Here is an 18,670-nt window from a genome sequence, read left to right as displayed (position 1 = left end):
AAGAAGGAGACATGCTTCGCTACGTCGCACGCAGGCTGCTGCAGATGGTCCCGGTGTTCTTCGGTGCCACGCTGCTCATCTACGCCATGGTCTTCGCCCTGCCGGGCGACCCGATCGCCGCGCTCGGGGGCCAGCGCTCGCTCAGCCCCGAGGTGATCGACCAGATCAAGGCCAGCTACCACCTCGACAAGCCCTTCATCGTCCAGTACCTGCTCTACCTCAAGGGACTGTTCACCCTGGATCTGGGCCAGTCGCTGCGGGGGACCGAGTCCGTCCTCGACGTGCTGGTGCGGGCCTATCCGATCACCATCAAGCTCTCCCTCATGGCCCTGGCCTTCGAGGCCATCGCAGGTATCGGCTTCGGCCTCATCGCCGGGGTGAGGAAGGGCGGCTGGTTCGACGCCACTGTCCTGGTGCTCTCCCTGGTGGTCATCGCCGTGCCCACCTTCGTCATCGGCTTCGTCCTGCAGTTCATCGTCGGGGTGCGGCTGGGCTGGCTGCCTGTGACCGCCGGTGAGAGCCCCGGTTTCACCGAGCTCCTCATGCCCGCGGTCGTGCTGGGCGCCGTCTCCTTCGCCTACGTGCTGCGCCTGACCCGCACCGAGGTGGCTGAGAACCTCACCGCCGACCACGTGCGCACCGCCCGGGCCAAGGGCCTGAGTGGGGCTCGCGTCATGATCGTCCACGTCCTGCGCAACTCCTTGGTCCCGGTTGTCACCTTCCTGGGCGCGGACCTGGGGGCCCTCATGGGAGGCGCCATCGTCACCGAGGGCATCTTCAACATCAAGGGCGTGGGTGGCACCCTCTACTCCGCCATCATTCGTGGTGACGGCCCCATGGTCGTGTCCTTCACGACCGTGCTCGTGCTCGTCTTCATCGTCTCCAACCTCCTGGTGGACCTGCTCTACGCCGCCCTGGACCCGAGGATCCGCTATGCCTGAGAACACCACGTCCCCCACTATCCGCCCGGGCCAGGAGCGCTTCGTCATCGCCGACGACGAGATCGGCCTGGGTGCCGTCGACGCCGTCGCCGACGAGTCCGCCCCGGCCTCCGTCTGGGTCGACGCCTGGAGGCAGCTGTGCAGTCGGCCCATCTTCTGGGCGGCCTCGGTGCTCATCGCCGTGGCCGTGGCCTTCTCCCTGGTCCCCGGGCTCATCGCCCCGCGCGACCCCGGCTACTGCACGCTGGTCAACTCCTACCAGGGGCCCTCCTGGGGCCACCCCTTCGGATTCGACATCCAGGGCTGCGACATCTTCGCCCGCACCGTTCACGGGGCTCGGGCCTCGGTGAGCGTGGGCATCTTCACCACCCTCGTCGTGGTTCTCGTCGGCTCGGCCGTCGGGGCCCTGGCCGGGTTCTTCGGCGGGTTCTTCGATGCGCTGCTCTCGCGCGTCACCGACATCTTCTTCGCCGTGCCCTTCGTCCTGGCGGCCATCGTCGTCATGCAGATGTTCCGCAACGACCGCTCGATCCTCACCGTCATCCTGGTCCTGGCCCTGTTCGGCTGGCCCCAGATCGCCCGCATCACGCGAGGCTCGGTCATGAGCGTCAAGAACGAGGACTACGTGACCGCCTCGCGGGCGCTGGGCTCAGGACGCATGGCCATGCTGCTGCGCCACGTCATGCCCAACGCCGCCGCCCCCATCATCGTGACCGCCACCGTCGAGCTCGGCGTCTTCATCGTCTCGGAGGCCACCTTGAGCTTCCTGGGCATCGGGCTGCCCTCCTCGGTGGTCTCCTGGGGAGCGGACATCGCGGCCGCCAAGGACGCCCTCAACAGCCACCCCAGCGTCCTGCTCTTCCCCGCCGGCGCACTGGCCCTGACCGTGCTCGGCTTCATCATGCTCGGCGACGTCGTCCGCGACGCCCTGGACCCGAAGGCCCGCAAGTGACACCCTCCAACGCATCCACCGCCACCGCCTCAGGCGCCTCCGACAAGACCTTCGCCCCCGCGGCCTCCTGGAAGACCGAGAGCGATCCCCTCCTGGAGATCAGCGACCTGGAGGTCGCCTTCCGCTCCTCGACCGGGCTCGTCCCGGCCGTGCGCAAGGCGAACCTGACCCTCTACCCCGGCCAGTCGGTCGCCATCGTGGGGGAGTCGGGCTCGGGAAAGTCCACCCTGGCCCATGCCGTCATCGGGCTGCTGCCCGGAACCGGTCGAGTCACCGGCGGCACGATCCGCTTCCAGGGCCGTGACATCACCCACCTGGGCACCCAGGATCTCACCGCCCTGCGCGGCTCCTCCATCGGCCTGGTGCCTCAGGACCCCATGTCCAACCTCAACCCGGTGTGGTCCATCGGCTTCCAGGTCAAGGAGGCGCTGCGGGCCAACGGCCTGGCCGGCGTCGCCGACGACCGCCTCGCCCACCTCATGGCTGAACATGCCGAACATGCGGGGCACGCCGGGCGCATTGGGCACGCCGATGGCGCCCAGAAGGCGGCCACCTCGACCGGCGGGCGCATCGATGTTGACGAGCAGGTGGCCCTCCTGCTGGAGCAGGCCGGCCTGCCCGAGGCCTCCCGGCGGGCCAAGCAGTACCCCCACGAGTTCTCCGGCGGCATGCGCCAGCGCGCCCTCATCGCCATCGGCCTGGCGGCCCGCCCCGACCTGCTCATCGCCGACGAGCCCACCAGCGCCCTGGACGTCACCGTCCAGCGACGCATCCTCGACCACCTCCAGACCCTCGTGCGCGAGCTGGGCACCGCGATGCTCTTCATCACCCACGACCTGGGGCTGGCCGCCGAGAGGGCCGAGCACATCGTCGTCATGCACCGCGGCCGGGTCGTCGAGTCCGGCCCCAGCCTCGAGGTGCTCCAGGACCCCCGCCACCCCTACACCCAGCGCCTGGTCAAGGCCGCCCCCTCCCTGGCCTCCCGGCGCATCGAGTCCGCCCACGCCCGCGGCATCCAGGTCACCGACGACGAGCTCCTGGGCGCCAGCCTGGGATCGAGCGCCACCGAGGAGATCCTGCGCGTGGAGCACCTCACCAAGGTCTTCGAGGTGCGCGGCGCCAAGGGTGGGGACAAGACCCTCACCGCCGTCGACGACGTCAGCTTCGGTATCCGCAAGGGCACGACGACGGCGCTCGTGGGCGAGTCCGGCTCGGGCAAGTCCACGGTCGCCAACATCATTCTGAATCTCATCGACCCCACCTCCGGCAAGGTGTTCCACGACGGGGTGGACCTGTCCACCCTGGGGTCCAAGGAGCTCTTCGCCCTGCGGCGCATCATGCAGCCGGTCTTCCAGAACCCCTACGGCTCCCTGGACCCGATGTACTCGATCTTTCGCGTCGTCGAGGAACCGCTGCGGGTCCACGGGATCGGCACCGCCAAGGAGCGCGAGGCGCGCGTCGCCGAGCTGCTCGACATGGTCTCCCTGCCGCGCTCGGTCATGCGCCGCTACCCCCACGAGCTCTCCGGCGGTCAGCGCCAGCGCGTCGCCATCGCCCGGGCCCTCGCCCTCAAGCCGCAGGTCGTCGTCCTCGACGAGGCGGTCTCCGCCCTGGACGTGCTGGTCCAGGCCCAGATTCTGCGCCTGCTGTCCGACCTGCAGTCCGAGCTGGAGCTGACCTACCTGTTCATCACCCACGACCTGGCCGTCGTGCGCCAGATCGCCGACGACGTCGTCGTCATGGAGCACGGGCGCATCGTGGAGTCCGGGGCGGCCGACGAGCTCTTCGCCAACCCGCGCCAGGACTACACCCGCGAGCTCATCCGGGCCGTCCCCGGAGCCGGCATCGACCTCTACGGCGATGAGGTTCCCCCGAAATCCGAGAGCTGAGGATGGACATCTGATGACGCGGCGGTGGACTTTCAATCCACCGCCGTGTTTCATTTCCCCTCCAATATCGACCAGTCGGGCATTTCCTGAATGCTGGAAATGTATCCATTGAGTTTCACTCAACGGGTATTGTGACCCCGTTCATTTGTTCGTACACGGTGTCACCTTCACGGCTGTCAGGTGCTCGTGCCACAGGCCGGTGTTCCACGTACCGGTGGGTTGTCCGAAGGAGGAGAACGCATGCTCCCGTACCTGGCGCGCCGGATCGCGAACTACGCGGTCCTGCTGTTCATCGCCACATCGTTGGCCTATCTACTGGCCTCGGCCTCCCTGGATCCCTCGGCCCTGTGGAACCGTCAGGATCCTTCCCTCAACTGGGACGCCATTCACGCCAACCTCGTGAAGTACAACATCAGTCACGACCTGCCCGTGTGGGACCGCTACGTCACCTGGCTGCGCAACGTGCTCTTCCACTGGGACTGGGGGCGCACCCCCAAGGGTGAGCTCATCAACACCCTCATCGGCACCAAGATCTTCGTCTCGGTGCGGCTGGTCTTCCTGGGTGCCGCCATCGGCATGGTCGGGGGAGTGGCCCTGGGGGCCTGGACCGCCACGCGCCAGTACCGCTTCTCCGACCGCGTGACCTCCCTGATCTCCATGATTATCATCTCCACCCCCGCCATGGTCATCGCGATCCTCCTGCAGGTCCTGGCCGTCCAGATCAACCGCAGCTCCGGCTTCCAGATCTTCGAGTTCACCGGTGAGGGGGAGGGCGCCCTCGGTCGCCTCCAGCACCTGCTGCTTCCCACCCTGTCGATGTCGCTGGGCGGTATCGCCTCCTACTCCCGCTTCCAGCGCAACCTCATGCTCGACACCCTGGGCGCCGACTACGTGCGCACCGCCCGCGCCAAGGGCCTCATCAAGCGCAAGGCACTGACCCGCCACGCGCTGCGCACCGCGCTCATCCCCATGGCCACCTACTTCGCCTTCGCCCTGGCCACCCTGTTCACCGGTGCCGCCATCACCGAGCGGGTCTACGGCTGGCACGGCATGGGCGAGTACTCCATCAGCGCGATCTCCGGCATGGACATCAACGGAGTGACGGCCGTGGTCGCCTTCTCCGGGCTGTGCACCCTCACCGGCGCGCTCCTGTCCGATGTCTTCGTGGCGATCGTCGACCCGAGAGTGAGGGTGAGCTGACCCATGGCGCGCAATGCTGAACCCAACGGGATGGCCTCCATCGGCAAGCAGATGACGGTGGGCGGCTACGCCGCCGTCGAGCAGGGCGGGGAGGCCCCGCTGAGCCCCGAGGACCTGGGCGACATCACCAAGGAGACCCCCAGGGACTCCCGGCGTCTGACCCGCAGGCAGATCATCACCCGGCGCTTCTGGCGCAACAAGGGGGCCGTCGTCGGCGCGATCGGCTTCCTGCTCATGGTGCTCTTCGCGCTCCTCGGTGACGCCGCGACCCACTGGACCTTCACCGACGTCGACTCCTCCGCCTTCCTGCAGGCCCCCAGTGCCGATCACTGGTTCGGCACCACCCAGGGCGGCCGCGACGTCTACGCGATGGTCGTGGAGGGCACCCGCAAGTCCATGATGATCGGCGTCTTCGTCGCCCTGCTCCAGACGGGCATCGCCGCCGTCATCGGATCCTCGGCCGCCTACTTCGGCGGCTGGTGGGAGAAGATCGCTCTGTGGGCCACCGACCTGCTCCTGGTGGTGCCCTCCTTCCTCATCATCGCGATCCTCTCCCAGCGGGCCGGAGCCGCCAAGGGCTCCATCGCGCTGTTCATCATCCTGCTGGCCGGCTTCGGGTGGATGCTCACGGCCCGCGTGGTGCGCTCCCTGACCCTGAGCGTGAAGAACCTGGAGTACGTCAATGCCGCCCGCTTCATGAACGTGCCCAGTCCCGTCATCATCGCCCGGCACATCCTGCCCAACATCGCCTCCCTGCTCATCGTGGACGCCACCATCAACGTGGCCTACGCCGTCATCAGCGAGACGACGTTGTCCTACTTCGGTTTCGGGGTCCAGTCGCCCAACACCTCCCTGGGCACCCTCATTGCCGAGGGGCAGCGCTCCGCGACCACCTACCCCTGGATCTTCCTGGCTCCGGCCGCCGTGCTTGTCCTCATGCTCCTGTGCGTCAACGTCATGGGTGACGGCCTGCGCGATGCCATCGATCCCTCGTCCAAGTCAGGAGGCAAGGCATGAGCCCCACGAGCAGCACCCGTACGTCCGCCGAGGCCGCGAAGAGTGCCGCGGCCGTGCCCGCCGTCGACGCCCGCAGAGGCGACGACGCGCTGCCGGACCCCACCAGCACCGCCCCGCTGCTGGAGGTCACCGACCTGAAGGTCTCCTTCCCCTCCGAGGACGGGCGCGTCAACGCCGTGCGCGGAGTCAACCTGTCCGTCGCCCGCGGTGAGGTGCTGGCCCTGGTCGGCGAGTCCGGCTCGGGCAAGTCCGTCACCTCGACGGCGGTCATGGGGCTGCTGGACGAGTCCGCCGAGGTCACCGGCTCGGTGCGCCTCCACGGCACCGAGCTGCTGGGGCGGCCCGACGGCTACATGTCCCGCATCCGCGGCTCCCAGGTCGCCATGGTCTTCCAGGACCCGCTCAGCGCCCTGACCCCCGTGTACACGGTCGGTGCCCAGATCGTCGAGGCCCTGCGGATCCACCAGCCCGGGATGAGCGAGGCGGACGCCCACAAGCGCGCCATCGAGCTGCTCGACCTGGTGGGCATCCCCAACCCGCAGGTGCGTGCCAAGGCCTACCCCCACGAGTTCTCCGGCGGCATGCGCCAGCGGGCCGTCATTGCCATCGCGATCGCCAACGACCCCGATCTCATCATCGCCGACGAGCCCACCACGGCTCTCGACGTCACCATCCAGGCCCAGATCCTCGATGTGCTGCGCACCGCCCAGAAGGAGACCGGTGCCGGCGTCATCATGATTACCCACGACCTGGGGGTCGTGGCCGGCATGGCCGACCGGGTGGCCGTCATGTACGCCGGGCGCATCGTGGAGACCGGCGACGTCGACGACATCTTCTACCGCTCGCGCATGCCCTACACGATCGGCCTGCTCGGCTCCCTGCCCCGTCTGGACGCGCGCAAGGACTCGGCCCTGGCCACCCTGGAGGGCAACCCGCCCTCCCTGCTCGAGCTGCCCCGAGGGTGCCCCTTCATCCCCCGCTGCCCCATGGCCCAGGCCGAGTGCGCCCAGGAGGAGCCGGAGCTCGCCCTCGTGGAGCGCGACGGGACCGACGGCCAGGAGGCCGGCTCCGGCTCCCAGTACTCGGCCTGCCGCCGCCGAGACGAGATCGAGCGGGACCAGCTCGACTACTCCCACATCTATCCCGTGCCGGCTCTCAAGACTCCCGAGACCATGAGCCTGCCGCACGCCGAGCGCCCCGAGGTGCTGCGCGTCGCCGACCTCGTCAAGGAGTTCCCCCTCATGAAGGGCGCCGTCTTCAAAAGACGCGTGGGCACCGTCCACGCCGTCGACGGCGTCTCCTTCGACGTCCGCCGGGGCGAGACCCTGGCCCTGGTCGGCGAGTCCGGATGCGGCAAGACCACCACCCTCATGGAGGTCCTCTCCCTCCAGGGGCCCCAGGAGGGCACGATCGTGGTCTTGGGCAAGGACACGGCCGATCTGGGGCGGGCCCAGCGCCGCCAGGTGCGCCGCGACCTGCAGATCGTCTTCCAGGACCCCATGGCCTCTCTGGACCCGCGCCTGCCGATCTTCGACATCATCGCCGAGCCGCTGCGGGCCAACGGGTGGAAGAAGGCCGATATCGGGCCGCGCATCGAGGAGCTCATGAGGCTCGTCGGGCTCGAGCCCAGCCACGCAAACCGCTACCCGCGCAACTTCTCCGGCGGGCAGCGTCAGCGTGTCGGCATCGCCCGCGCCCTGGCCCTCGAACCCAGCCTCCTGGTCCTCGACGAGCCGGTCTCCGCCCTGGACGTGTCCATCCAGGCCGGTGTCATCAACCTGCTCGACGAGCTGCGCGCCACCATGGGGCTGAGCTACCTCTTCGTGGCCCACGACCTGTCAGTGGTGCGCCACATCGCCGACCGCGTCGCCGTCATGTACCTGGGGCGGATCGTGGAGATCGGCGACGTCGACACCATCTTCGAGGCCCCGGCCCACCCCTACACCCAGGCCCTGCTCTCGGCGATCCCCATCCCGGACCCGGCCAAGGAGCGCGGCCGCAGCCGCATCGTCCTGGAGGGCGACATGCCCAGCCCCGCCAACCCGCCCTCGGGTTGCCGCTTCCGCACCCGCTGCCCGAAGTTCGCCTCAGGACTCACCGACGACGAGCGCTCGGCCTGCCTGGGAGCCATGCCGGAGTTCCGATCCCAGGGCGAGGACCACGACGTCGCCTGCTACTACCCCGAGCGCACCGCGGTCTTCTGAGGTCCCTCGCCCCGAGTCCTCCCATCGCACTGTCCACCGATCCAGTCCACCGATCCTGCCCACCACCGTGCGCCGCTGACGGCGCCCTTAGTGAACGGAGATTCCCATGAAGCTCAACCGTCGCATGTTCCTTGCCACGACGGCCTCCGCGGCCGTCCTGACCGCCCTGGCCGCCTGCGCCAAGAACGGCTCCGGCTCCTCGGGCTCCACCGCCGGCGTGCCCACCGCCGCCCCCGACGAGCTCCAGGACGGGGGCACGCTGCGCTTCGGCATCGCCACGGCGCCGGCGAACTGGAACGTCGCGACCGTGGACGGCAACGTCGTCGACACACGGCTGGTCATGAAGTTCGTCGCCCCCTACGTCGTCGACTGGGCCGAGGACGGCAAGGCGACGCCGAACCCCGACTTCCTCACCAAGCTCGAGGCAGCGGAGGCCGGTGGCAAGACCGTGGTCACCGTGGCCGTCAACGAGAAGGCCACCTGGGGCAACGGACGCAAGTGGGACTCCGAGGACATCAAGGTGTTCTTCGACCACGTCAAGGACCCCAGCTACTCCTGGGCCTCCGTCGAGGGAATCGACAAGGTCGAGAAGGTCGAGATCGTGGACAAGCAGACCGCGAAGGTCACCTTCAACTCGATCTATCCCGACTGGTCCAATGCCCTGGCCGGCATCACCCCCAGGGAGCTCATGGCCGACGCCAAGACCTTCAACGAGTCGATGGCCGGCGCCACCAAGTTCAACAACGACTACTTCGCCGGCCCCTTCAAGATCAAGAGCTACGACGAGTCCAAGCAGGTCATCACCCTGGAGCGCAACGACAAGTGGTGGGGGGCCGCCCCCAAGCTCGAGACCGTCACCCTGCACGTCCTGGACGACTCGGCCATGGGACAGGCCTTCGCCAACAAGGAGATCGACGTCCTGGACTACATCTTCTCCGCCGACGTCTACCAGCAGGCCAGTGGCCGTGACGACGCCGAGGTCCGCCAGAACACCGGCCTGCAGTGGCGCCACATCATGTTCAACGCCTCCTCCGGCCCCCTGGCGGACAAGGCCGTGCGTCAGGCCATCACCCGGGCCTGCGACCGTGAGGCCATCGCCGCCTCCGACCTGGCGGGCCTGCCCGTGGACGCCAAGAAGACGCTCATGGGCAACCGCTTCTTCCTGCCTGTCCAGGAGGGCTACCAGGACAACTCCACCAGCTGGGGCCACGACGTCGAGGCCGCCAAGAAGCTGCTCGACGGCGCGGGCTGGGTGGCCGGATCCGACGGCGTGCGTGCCAAGGACGGCACGAAGCTCGAGCTGGTGATGACCATCCCCTCCAACGCGCCGGTGGCCACCAACGAGGCCAACCTCCTTCAGAAGCAGCTGGGCGAGATCGGCATCAAGCTCAGTGTCTCCACGGTCGAGATCGACAAGTACTTCCCGGAGTACCTCAACAAGAAGAACTACGCGCTGACGGCCTTCACCACCGAGAACACCCAGTACCCCCTGGCCAACGTGGGCCAGTACTACGCCTCGACCAGCCAGTCCAACTACACCGGACTGTCCGTTCCCGAGGTCGACCAGTACGTCGCCAAGATCGGCTCGACCCCCGACGGCTCCGAGCGCAACAAGCTCGCCAACGAGCTCGACAAGATTCTGTGGGAGAACGTCTTCAATATCCCGATCTACCAGCGCATGCAGCTGACCGCCGTGCCCAAGACGCTGCGCAACTTCGGCGCCCAGGGGCTGGCCTCCTTCCGGCCCGAGAGCATCGGCTACGTCAAGAGCTGAGCCGGTGCCCTCAACCGGAGCGGATGACGACGGACGCGAGCCGGTGCGGCATGATGCGCCCGTGCAAGAAGACGTGCCCACCACCGTGACCACCACTGTGCCTCCGGTCATGCCGACCGTCGTCATCCGCTCCCTGCCGGCCCGCCTGGGCACCGTCCTCATCGGCCTGGCCGCGGCAGGGATGTCCCTGACGATCGGCCTGGCCGACGGTGCTGCCCACGGGCTGCGCACCCTGGCCTGGGCGGGGCTGCTCACCTTTCTCACCTGGCTGCTGTGGTGGGCCCCGCAGATCACCCTGGCCCCGCGGGCCCTCACCATCCGCAACGCCTGGCGCACTCACGTGCTGGGCTGGGACGAGGTCGAGATGTGCCGCACCCGTTGGGGGCTGTCGGTCGTCACCCGTGACGACGTCGAGGTGCGGGCCTCGGCCGCTCCCCGCCGCGGCGGCATGGCCGAGTCCTTCCGGCGCCGCCAGGAGCTGCGCGAGCAGCAGGAGCGGCGCGACGGCCTGCGGGACACCGAGCCGGCCCCGGCGGTGCGCCCGGACTACCTGGTGGGGGAGGGGACTCACCGCACCAACCTCGACACCGGTGACACCGGAACGCTCATTGAGGCCTACGCCGAGCAGGTGCGCAGCCTTCTTGCTCGGGCCGCAGGCGATACGGTGCCCGGTGAGGCCGCCGGCGTGACCAGTAGCCTCAACCGCCCGGTCGTCGCCGCCGCCGGACTGCTCGCCGTCGCGCTCGCGGCCGTGACCGTGCTGCTGTGAGGTGACCTACCACTGCTCTGATAGATGGCGAGAGGGACTAGTACGCGCTGGGAGTGCGGGGGAGGGGTAGTCGAATGAAGCTGATGGCGGAGGACTACGTCGTTGAGTTTCTTGTGTCGCGAGGCCTGTATGTTCTGGCGAACTCGGCAGTTCCAGTACTGCTGGCGATAGCTGTCGCATCGGAGGGTTACAGCGCCTCCGGTGTCGGGCTGGTTCTCGGCGTGGGGGCGCTGCCGGGCATCCTGGGTGCGTTGCTGGCTCCGCAGATGCTGGTCCACGTCAGCCCCAAGACCATGTTCGGCGGTGCGGCAGCTGCATGGATCGTCATCTGTAGCGGGATCGCGATGCTCAGTCATACCGGCTCGGTTGGCCTCGGCGTGTACGTCACTGTGTCATTCACCTTGGAATTTGTCGCATCGATCATGTATCCAACGATGGGGTCCTATGTCGCAGACCTCGTGCGGTCGGATCTGCTGGATCGGATGAATTCTGCCAGGGCTGTCGTCGCCGGCCTGTGCGCGGTCGCCGGCCCTGGAGCTATTGCGCTGGTGCAGTCATGGCGAGGTGTTTCAGATGCTTGGTGGCTGGTATCCCTACTGATGCTCGTGTGCCTGCTCTCCCAGAGCCGCCTGCCGAAGGGGCGTAGAACGGGTGGTGCGGATCGTGTGACCGCGCTGAAGCGGGGACTGCAGGCCGCTGCACGTTCCCGAGGTGTTCTCGTTGTGCTGGTCGCCTCCGGGGTGTGGCACTTTACTGTGTGGGGAAGTTACATGACGCTATTCCCCGTCGTGCTGCGCGATGAGTATCAGGCGTTATGGTTCATCGGTGTCAGCGAGTCCTTGTTTGCGGTCGGTGGAATCGTGGGGTCCTTGGTTCGTATGCCATCCCGCTTGTCGCGCCCAGTGCTCTGCCTGGTTGCGCTTCTCAGCTTCGTTCCGGTTCCGGTCAGTGTGGTGCTCGGTGCGCCTCTTTGGCTGGTCGCGGTGTCCCTCTTTGCATCAAGTGTCGTGATTGCGTCGACGAGTGTGGCTTGGGAGACATTTCTTCAGTCTCGAGTCGAGCGTGACGCACTGCCTTCTATGTTCGCCTTGGACTACCTAGCCGGGGATGGCGTCGCACCGCTTGGCTATGTGGCTGTTCCTGCCCTTGCGGTGTGGCTGGGGCAGGGTACGGGGGTACTGATGACCGCTGGGGTATGCGTCGTGGTGCTGCTCGGGTGCCTGTGGGCGTATGCCGTTTCTCCGGAGGTGGAGGACGTCGAATCGGCTGCGGAATGATCGGCAGCTCGTGGTTCGCGGCTCCGCAAGGCGGTTGATGCTGCCGGTGCCTGAGTGGTCGAGGTGAGGGGCGGCACATGCCGGGTGTTGGCCCGGCCATGGCAGGTCGCGACCGGCGTCCTCTAGTCTTTCTCTGTTTCGTGCCCTGTGGTCGGTGCCTGAGCGGTGCCTGACCCGCGGCGTCCTCCCACCGGAAGAAGTGCCCCCTATGAGCGTGCGCCAGGACCTGCGCAACGTCGCCATTGTCGCCCACGTCGACCACGGCAAGACCACTCTTGTCGACGCCATGCTCTGGGAGGCGGGGGCCTTCGGGGCCCGGGCCACCGAGGAGACCACCGGCGAGCGCGTCATGGACTCCGGCGAGCTGGAGCGCGAGAAGGGCATCACGATCCTCGCCAAGAACACGGCAGTCCACTACTCGGGTCCCTCGGCCGCGGCCGCCGGCTGCCCCGAGGGCATCGTCATCAACGTCATCGACACCCCCGGTCACGCCGACTTCGGCGGTGAGGTCGAGCGCGGGCTGTCCATGGTCGACGGCGTCGTCCTCCTCGTCGACGCCTCCGAGGGGCCCCTGCCCCAGACCCGCTTCGTGCTGCGCAAGGCCCTGGCTGCGAACCTGCCGGTCATCCTCGTGGTCAACAAGGTGGACCGCCCCGACTCCCGGCTCGACGAGGTCGTCGGCGAGTCCACCGACCTGCTGCTGTCCCTGGCCAGCGACCTGGCCGACGAGCACCCCGACATCGACCTCGACGCCGTCCTGGACGTGCCCGTCATCTACGCCTCCGCGAAGGCCCGCCGCGCCGACACCGAGGCCCCGGCCGACGGCGAGCTGCCGGCCAATGACAACCTCGAGCCGCTCTTCCGCACCATCATCGAGCGGATCCCCGGCCCCTCCTACGAGGAGGGCGCCCCCCTGCAGGCCCACGTCACCAACCTGGACGCCTCCCCCTTCCTGGGGCGCCTGGCGCTGCTGCGCATCCACAACGGCACCCTGCGCAAGGGGCAGACGGTGGCCTGGGCCCGCCACGACGGCTCGCTGGCCTCCGCCCGCGTCTCCGAGCTCCTCGTCACCGAGGGGCTGGACCGCAAGCCCGCAGAGGAGGCGCACGCCGGCGACATCGTCGCCGTCGCCGGGATCGAGGACATCACCATCGGCGAGTCCCTCGTCGACCCCGAGGACCCCCGCCCCCTGCCGCTCATCACCGTGGACGACCCGGCCATCGCCATGACCATCGGCATCAACACCTCCCCGATGGCCGGGCGCACCAAGGGCGCCAAGGTCACCGCCCGCCAGGTCAAGGACCGCCTGGACCGCGAGCTCATCGGCAACGTATCCCTGCGGGTCCTGCCCACCACCCGGCCCGACGCCTGGGAGGTCCAGGGGCGCGGCGAGCTGGCGCTGGCGATCCTCGTGGAGCAGATGCGCCGTGAGGGATTCGAGCTGACCGTTGGCAAGCCCCAGGTGGTCACCCGCACCATCGACGGCAAGCGCCACGAGCCCATCGAGCGCATGACCATCGACGTCCCCGAGGAGTACCTGGGCGCCGTCACCCAGCTCATGGCCGCTCGCAAGGGCCAGATGGAGACCATGACCAACCACGGCACCGGCTGGATCCGCATGGAGTTCCTCGTGCCGGCCCGCGGCCTCATCGGCTTCCGCACCCAGTTCCTCACCGAGACCCGCGGCACCGGCATCGCCTCCTCCATCGCCGAGGGCTACGCCCCCTGGGCCGGGAAGATCGTCTCGCGCACCACCGGCTCCCTCGTCTCCGACCGCGCCGGGGCCGTGACCGCCTACGCGCTCATCCGTCTGCAGGACCGCGGCAGCTTCTTCGTCGAGCCCACCCAGGAGACCTACGAGGGGCAGGTCGTGGGGGAGAACCCCCGCGGTGAGGACATGGACGTCAACGTGGTCCGTGAGAAGCAGCAGACCAACATGCGCTCCTCGACCGCGGACACCTTCGAGGCCCTTGTGCCGCCGCGCCGCCTCACTCTGGAGGAGGCCCTCGAGTTCGCCGCCGACGACGAGTGCGTCGAGGTCACCCCGGAGGCCGTGCGCATCCGCAAGGTCATCCTCAACTCCCAGGAGCGTTTCCGCGAGAACGCCCGTCGTCGTCGTGCCGAGGCCTGAGAGGAACCGCCGCCCATGAGCCAGTCCGTCAACCGTGGGGAGAAGCCCGCCGCCGGCGAGGCCGCAGCCGACGTCGTCGAGCCCGTTGAGGCTGCTGTGCCGGCCGAGTCCGCCGAGCAGGCCGAGGATGCTGCAGCGGCCGAGGAGGCTAGGGAGGTTCCCGCCGCCGAGCAGCCTGAGGGCAGGTCGGCCGCGGCTGAATCCGCTGAGGGCGGAGACGCCGATGACACCCCGACCCTCAACCTCGACGAGGAGTCCCAGGACGATCCGGACGAGGAGCCCGGCGCCGAGGCCCAGGAGAGGGATCCCGCCGAGGCTGTCGAGGCCGTGAAGCCCGCGGAGGCGGCCGAGCCGGTCCAGTTTGCTGCGCCTGGTGAGCTGGCCGAGTCCGCCGAGCACTCCGAGGAGCCTGAGTCGGCTCCGGCCGCCGTCGAGCAGCCTGAGGAGAAGGCTCCCGCCACTGAAGCCGCCGAACCGGTGGCGACGCCGGCATCGACGCGCATTGTCGACGAGGCCGCCACCCCTGCCGAGGCCCTCTCGCCCTATGAGTCGGCCGGCGCCGATGCGGCTGGTGAGACCCGGCGGAGCACCGCATGGAGCCCCGATTCCGGCGACATGCCGCCGTCGATCACACCGAAGAGCCTGTCCGGGGCGTCGCCCTCGGCGCCCGAGCAGATCACGCCCGCCGTCGACGCCGCCCGAGCCGCTGAGCCCATCGAGGGCGATGCCGATCCGGTGGGGGACAACGCCGCCCCCGCCGCCGTCCCCGAGACCCTCGCCGCGGCCGCGACGACGCACAAGCCCACCAAGGCCCAGGGGGTCGCGAAGAAGACCAATGGTGCGGCTGGCGGATCACGCGGCTCGCTCCGTCGGCGCCTCGTCCCCGCCGCCTGCGCCGCTGGTGCCGCGGCCCTGCTGCTGGCCTGGGGCGGCATCGCCTGGTGGACCACCCAGCACATCGCCTCGGGCACCACCGTCTCCGGCGTCGATGTCTCCGGCCTGAGCCCCAAGAAGGCCCACGAGCGCATCGGCAAGGGCGTCGGCGACCAGCTCGCCCAGCCCGTCACCCTCACCGTCGGGCAGGGCAGCTCCGAGCTCGTGCCCGCCAAGTCGGGAATCTCGGTCGACACCGACGCCTCGGTCAAGAAGCTCACCGGATTCACCCTCAACCCCCTCACCCTGGCTCAGCGCCTCGGCGGTCAGCACACTGACGCCGTCATCCGGGTCGATTCCACCGCGCTGCGCGGCGCCCTGGAGGACCGGGTCGACACGATGGCCAATGGTGCGGTCTCGGCGACCGTGACCCTCGATGGCACCAAGCCGGTCACCACACCCGCGAGCAACGGCATCGGACTCGACGTCGAGGCCTCTCTCAAGCAGATCGGCGGCACTTGGCCCCTGGGGAAGAAGACCCTGGCCATGGCCGAGGGCACCGCGACCCCCGCCATCACCGACGAGGAGGCCTCCGAGTTCGTTGACGGTACCCTCACGCCGCTGCTCTCCAGCGGACTGACCGTGAACACGGCCGACGCTGGCGCGCAGAGCAAGAACCCTGGCACGGCCGCGGCCTTCTCCCCGCAGGACACCGCTGAGATGCTGAAGATCTCCTCCGAGGGCGGCACCTTGAGCGCCACCTTCGACCCGACCGCGCTGCGCGACGCCATCGTCGCCAGGGTCGGCCAGGTCGAGACTCCCGCCCAGAACGCGACTTGGAAGATCGACGGCTCCGCCACCGGCGCCCCCGGGGCGCGTCCCCAGTACGTCCCCGCCGCTCAGGGGAAGACCATCGACACCGCGGCCCTGTCCGCGAGCCTGCTCAAGGCCGGCACCTCCGCCACCGACGTCGCCGGCCGGACCGTGACCCTGCCGATGGTCGTGTCCGAGCCGACGGTGAAGACGCCGCAGAACGAGTGGGGTATCAGCGAGGCGATCGGCGAGTTCGCCACCCCGTACAACGCCGGGGACGCGCCGCGCACCCAGAACCTCACCCGCGGGGCCGAGCTCGTCAACGGCACCGTCGTCAAGCCCGGCGAGGTCTTCTCCCTGGAGAAGACCCTCGGCGAGGTCGACTACGAGCATGGCTTCGCCGACGCCGGAGTCATCTCCAACGGGCAGCACGTCGACTCCCTGGGCGGCGGGCTGAGCCAGGTGGCCACCACCGTCTTCAACGCCGGCTTCGAGGCCGGCATGGACGACACCGAGCACCACGCCCACCAGTACTACTTCGACCGCTACCCGGCCGGGCGCGAGGCCACCTTGTGGACCGGCAAGCTCGACGTGAAGTTCACCAACTCCACGTCCCACGCGGTGCTGGTCCAGGCCTGGCTGGACGGTGAGCAGATCCACGTGCGGATGTGGTCCACGAAGTACTACGACGTGTCGATCACCTCCTCAGACCGGTTCAACTTCCGCCCGGTGTCCACCGAGCGCAAGTCCGGCCCCGGCTGCGAGCCCTACTCGGGTGGCAACCCCGGCTTCGACATCACCGTCACCCGCACCCGCAAGCACGACGGCAAGGCCCTGCCCGACGACGTGCTCACCACCCAGTACGCCGCCGACAACGACATCGTCTGCTCCTGAGACGGGGCGCCCCGGCAGCCTGGAGCCCTGCCGGGGTGCAGCGCCGGTGCGGGGTTGATGTCAGCGCCATGGACACTGAGGCCTTTCTCGGCGCTCCGACGTCGGTGTTACCTGTGACATTCGCGCCGCGGCAGTAACGTAATCAAGGTATGGCAACCCTGAGTTTTCGGCGTGCTGACGGCCACTCTCTCACCTCTTGGGCCGGCGGGCACTGGGGGACCATACTTGGCCCGACCCCGCTCACCCGCGCGGGAGGATTCCCCTGAGAAGAAAGGACACTGCTGCCATGACGTACGTCATTGCCCAGCCCTGCGTCGACGTCAAGGACCGTGCCTGCGTCGACGAGTGTCCCGTCGACTGCATCTACGAGGGTGAACGCAGCCTCTACATCAACGCCGACGAGTGCGTCGACTGCGGTGCCTGCGAGCCCGTCTGCCCCACGGAGGCGATCTTCTACGAGGACGATGTTCCCGAGGAGTGGGAGGACTACACCCGCGCCAACATCGACTTCTTCGAGCTCAAGGGACTCGGCTCGCCCGGCGGCGCCCAGAGGACCGGCGCGCTGGACTACGACGACCCCATGATCGCCGCTCTGCCCCCGCAGAACGAGGAGTGGAAAGAGGCCAACGGCTACTGAGCCGGCGGGCCGGGGGTGGAGACGCCCCCGGCCCGTGAGGAAGAATCTGGGCCCGTGACCACCAGTGCGACACCTGAGACCTTCCCCAGCCTCCACCTGCCCCGCCGACTCGCCCTGCCCGACTTCCCCTGGGACTCGCTGACCCCCTACCGGGAGCGGGCCGCCCAGCACCCGGACGGCGTCGTCGACCTCGCGGTGGGCACCCCCGTCGACCCCACCCCCGAGATCGCCCGCAACGCCCTGTTCTCGGCTGCCAACGCCCCCGGCTACCCGACGGCGGTCGGCGCCCCCGTGGTGAGAGCCGCCATCACCGAGTGGATGGAACGACGTCGGGGCGTAGTCGGCTTGGGCGATGACGAGGTCATCCCCACCATTGGCTCCAAGGAGTCCGTGGCCCTCCTGCCGCTGCACCTGGGGGTGCGTCCCGGCGACCTCGTTCTGCACCCTCGAGCCGCCTACCCCACCTACGACGTCGGTGCGCGCCTCGTGGGGGCCACCCCCGTCCCGGTGGACACCGACGCCGACCCCGCCACCTGGGGCATCGCCGAGGACGCGCCCGTGGCCGTCGTCTGGCTCAACAGCCCCGGCAACCCCGACGGGCACGTCCTGGACGCCGAGCAGCTGGCCCGGATCGTCGCCTGGGCCCGGGCGCGGGGCGCTGTCGTCATCTCCGACGAGTGCTACGCCGAGCTCGGTTGGGAGGCGCCGTGGGACGCCCAACCGATCCCGAGCCTCCTGGACCCCCGGGTCGGGGGAGCCGAGGGCCGAAGCGGCCTGCTCGCGCTGTACTCGCTGTCCAAGCAGTCCAACCTGGCCGGCTACCGGACGGCCTTCCTCGCCGGCGACGCGCGGCTCGTGGGCGCCGTCACCGAGGTGCGCAAGCACACCGGCATGCTCATGCCGACTCCGGTGCAGGCGGCCCTCGTGGCCGCCCTCGGCGACGAGGCGCACATGGAGGTGCAGAAGGAGGTCTACCGGGAGCGCCGCGAGGTGCTCGTCGAGGCGACCGCTGCCGCCGGGCTCGTCAGCGACCCGGCCTCCGTGGCGGGCCTGTACCTGTGGCTCCGGGGGCCCGAGTCGATGAGCGCCTACGAGCTCGTGGGGGCCTTCGCCGAGCTGGGGATCGTCGTGGCCCCCGGCGACTTCTACGGTGAGGCCGGAGCCGGGCGGGTGCGCATGAGCCTGACCGACACTGACGAGCGAGTGGCTGCCGCCGCCGCGCGCCTGCGCTCGCCTGAGGCCGCTGCCCTCTTCGCCGGCTGAGGTCGGAACAGCCAGCCGAATCAGCCGCTGACCAGC

Annotated in this window: 13 protein-coding genes; all 13 read left to right on the top strand. The window is 68.9% G+C overall.

Annotated features, from left to right (window positions below):
* Window positions 1-11: 11 nt before the first annotated feature.
* The 13 genes from HW274_RS10510 to dapC all read left to right on the top strand — a co-directional run bounded on the left by HW274_RS10510 (window position 12) and on the right by dapC (window position 18,634).
* Window positions 12-941 (top strand): ABC transporter permease, encoded by a 930-nt coding sequence (locus tag HW274_RS10510; protein ID WP_003787289.1) that lies wholly within the window; start codon window positions 12-14, stop codon window positions 939-941.
* Window positions 934-1,893, top strand: coding sequence for an ABC transporter permease (locus tag HW274_RS10505; protein ID WP_075254370.1), 960 nt, complete (start codon window positions 934-936; stop codon window positions 1,891-1,893). Before HW274_RS10510 ends, HW274_RS10505 begins: the two co-directional genes overlap by 8 nt.
* The gene (locus HW274_RS10500; RefSeq protein WP_075254369.1) at window positions 1,890-3,782 is read left to right on the top strand and encodes an ABC transporter ATP-binding protein; all 1,893 of its coding nucleotides are present in this window, start codon (window positions 1,890-1,892) and stop codon (window positions 3,780-3,782) included. Before HW274_RS10505 ends, HW274_RS10500 begins: the two co-directional genes overlap by 4 nt.
* A 240-nt stretch (window positions 3,783-4,022) precedes the next feature.
* Entirely contained in the window at window positions 4,023-4,982 is a 960-nt protein-coding gene (locus tag HW274_RS10495; protein ID WP_009747777.1) for an ABC transporter permease, read from the top strand.
* Between the two features lie 30 nt (window positions 4,983-5,012).
* Entirely contained in the window at window positions 5,013-5,999 is a 987-nt protein-coding gene (locus HW274_RS10490; protein WP_009747860.1) for an ABC transporter permease, read from the top strand.
* Window positions 5,996-8,203 (top strand): ABC transporter ATP-binding protein, encoded by a 2,208-nt coding sequence (locus tag HW274_RS10485; protein WP_075254368.1) that lies wholly within the window; start codon window positions 5,996-5,998, stop codon window positions 8,201-8,203. The genes HW274_RS10490 and HW274_RS10485 overlap by 4 nt, the downstream gene beginning before the upstream one ends.
* Window positions 8,204-8,309: 106 nt before the next feature.
* Window positions 8,310-9,977 carry an ABC transporter family substrate-binding protein gene (locus tag HW274_RS10480; RefSeq protein ID WP_075254367.1) on the top strand — a complete coding sequence of 556 codons (1,668 nt, stop codon included), beginning with the start codon at window positions 8,310-8,312 and terminating at the stop codon, window positions 9,975-9,977.
* A 61-nt stretch (window positions 9,978-10,038) separates the two neighbouring features.
* Window positions 10,039-10,746 carry a hypothetical protein gene (locus HW274_RS10475; RefSeq protein ID WP_081376241.1) on the top strand — a complete coding sequence of 236 codons (708 nt, stop codon included), beginning with the start codon at window positions 10,039-10,041 and terminating at the stop codon, window positions 10,744-10,746.
* Between the two features lie 74 nt (window positions 10,747-10,820).
* Entirely contained in the window at window positions 10,821-12,023 is a 1,203-nt protein-coding gene (locus HW274_RS10470) for an MFS transporter (RefSeq protein WP_075254366.1), read from the top strand.
* Between the two features lie 208 nt (window positions 12,024-12,231).
* Window positions 12,232-14,154, top strand: a complete 1,923-nt coding sequence (gene typA / locus HW274_RS10465) for a translational GTPase TypA (protein ID WP_075254365.1) — start codon at window positions 12,232-12,234, stop codon at window positions 14,152-14,154.
* Window positions 14,155-14,169: 15 nt separating this feature from the next.
* The gene (locus HW274_RS10460; RefSeq protein WP_075254364.1) at window positions 14,170-16,734 is read left to right on the top strand and encodes a VanW family protein; all 2,565 of its coding nucleotides are present in this window, start codon (window positions 14,170-14,172) and stop codon (window positions 16,732-16,734) included.
* 286 nt (window positions 16,735-17,020) lie between these two features.
* Complete coding sequence (gene fdxA / locus HW274_RS10455) at window positions 17,021-17,371, top strand: ferredoxin (protein WP_009394099.1); 351 nt, start codon at window positions 17,021-17,023, stop codon at window positions 17,369-17,371.
* Between the two features lie 54 nt (window positions 17,372-17,425).
* Window positions 17,426-18,634, top strand: coding sequence for a succinyldiaminopimelate transaminase (gene dapC, locus HW274_RS10450; protein WP_185988750.1), 1,209 nt, complete (start codon window positions 17,426-17,428; stop codon window positions 18,632-18,634).
* Window positions 18,635-18,670: the final 36 nt, after the last annotated feature.

Origin of the sequence: Actinomyces sp. oral taxon 169 (assembly GCF_013394715.1) — a bacterium.
In the GTDB taxonomy this organism is placed as follows: Bacteria; Actinomycetota; Actinomycetes; order Actinomycetales; family Actinomycetaceae; genus Actinomyces.
The sequence above is the reverse complement of the archived record's forward strand: the minus strand, read 5'-3'. Positions and strand labels throughout refer to the sequence as shown.

What these genes read in the sequence shown, in the direction of transcription:
- HW274_RS10510 (WP_003787289.1), top strand. Translation starts at nt 12, where the DNA reads ATGCTTCGCTACGTCGCACGCAGGCTGCTGCAGATGGTCCCGGTGTTC.
- HW274_RS10505 (WP_075254370.1), top strand. Translation starts at nt 934, where the DNA reads ATGCCTGAGAACACCACGTCCCCCACTATCCGCCCGGGCCAGGAGCGC.
- HW274_RS10495 (WP_009747777.1), top strand. Translation starts at nt 4,023, where the DNA reads ATGCTCCCGTACCTGGCGCGCCGGATCGCGAACTACGCGGTCCTGCTG.
- HW274_RS10490 (WP_009747860.1), top strand. Translation starts at nt 5,013, where the DNA reads ATGGCCTCCATCGGCAAGCAGATGACGGTGGGCGGCTACGCCGCCGTC.
- HW274_RS10485 (WP_075254368.1), top strand. Translation starts at nt 5,996, where the DNA reads ATGAGCCCCACGAGCAGCACCCGTACGTCCGCCGAGGCCGCGAAGAGT.
- HW274_RS10480 (WP_075254367.1), top strand. Translation starts at nt 8,310, where the DNA reads ATGAAGCTCAACCGTCGCATGTTCCTTGCCACGACGGCCTCCGCGGCC.
- HW274_RS10470 (WP_075254366.1), top strand. Translation starts at nt 10,821, where the DNA reads ATGAAGCTGATGGCGGAGGACTACGTCGTTGAGTTTCTTGTGTCGCGA.
- typA (WP_075254365.1), top strand. Translation starts at nt 12,232, where the DNA reads ATGAGCGTGCGCCAGGACCTGCGCAACGTCGCCATTGTCGCCCACGTC.
- HW274_RS10460 (WP_075254364.1), top strand. Translation starts at nt 14,170, where the DNA reads ATGAGCCAGTCCGTCAACCGTGGGGAGAAGCCCGCCGCCGGCGAGGCC.
- fdxA (WP_009394099.1), top strand. Translation starts at nt 17,021, where the DNA reads ATGACGTACGTCATTGCCCAGCCCTGCGTCGACGTCAAGGACCGTGCC.